This is a genomic window from Desulfocastanea catecholica, assembly GCF_054657295.1.
This window is the reverse complement of record NZ_BAAHYZ010000105.1, coordinates 1-990: the sequence shown is the minus strand read 5'-3', so window position 1 is coordinate 990 and position 990 is coordinate 1. Positions and strand designations below refer to the sequence as shown.

2 protein-coding genes are annotated in these 990 nt (G+C 45.4%); both read left to right on the top strand.

Going from position 1 to position 990, the window contains the following annotated elements; translation table 11 throughout:
* The first annotated feature begins 5 nt into the window (after nucleotides 1–5).
* Nucleotides 6–140, top strand: a complete 135-nt coding sequence (locus ACYQ8U_RS23050; RefSeq protein ID WP_459947903.1) for a helix-turn-helix domain-containing protein — start codon at nucleotides 6–8, stop codon at nucleotides 138–140.
* A gap of 192 nt (nucleotides 141–332) precedes the next feature.
* Nucleotides 333–990, top strand: a 658-nt coding sequence (locus ACYQ8U_RS23045; RefSeq protein ID WP_459947902.1) for a Druantia anti-phage system protein DruA, incomplete at its 3' end; no start/stop codon positions are given.

Sequence of the window (990 nt, the reverse complement as noted above, 5' to 3'; positions counted from 1 at the left end):
AGAAGGTGATTGCCGATGTCATGCGATCTGTTCAGGGCAATAAAACGAAAGCGGCAGAAATCCTGGGGATTCATCGGACATCATTGTACGATAAACTCAATAAAGGAAAAACCGCTGCCAATGGGAGTGAAAACAGGTGATTGACTGAGATAACAGTCTCAAGGTGTCATTTTCTGTATTAAAGTATGCAAAATTTTCAGCTGCTGATATCGCCCCAGGATGAATTTATCCAATCCACTTCTTAATAAAATTCAAACTACTTACAATTAAATCTGGACAACCTTTCTCAAGTCAGCTACAATCCCCGAAATTGTATCATATGAGAGAGGGCCATGTTGAACTTATCCCAGGTTATCGTCCGTCCTGTAGAACCTTCAGAAGAACCCAGATTTCTAGAATTGATGCAACAGCATCATTATCTTGGTGCTTTGCCGAAAATCGGCAATACCATCTGGTATGTCGTCATCTGCAACAATGAATGGCTTGGCCTCCTCAGCTTTTCCGCTGCCGCTTTGAAGTGCGGCGCCCGTGATCGCTGGATCGGCTGGGGGCATCGTCTGCAGTATGATCGGCTGCATCTGGTGGCAAATAATTCACGATTTTTGATACTGCCAACCTGTCACTACAAAAATCTTGCGTCAAAAGTTCTCTCCTTGTGTCGGCGAAGAATCCAACAAGACTGGCAAGATCGATTCGGGTTTCCCCTCCTGATGATGGAAACCTTTGTCGATCCTTCGCGTTTTATCGGCACGATCTATCACGCTGCAAACTGGCAATTAATCGGCAAAACCAAAGGATATCAACGAACTCGAAGCGGCTACAGCAACACGCGACAAACATCAAAGCTTGTCTTCGTGCAGCTTCTCCAGCGCAACGCCCGTTCATTGTTATCCGCTTCACCACTTCCCCAACACTATGTGACAGGAGTACCAAGAATGAAACTTACCGCCGAACAAATGCGATCTCTTCCCGGTTTCTTCAAAACAATCA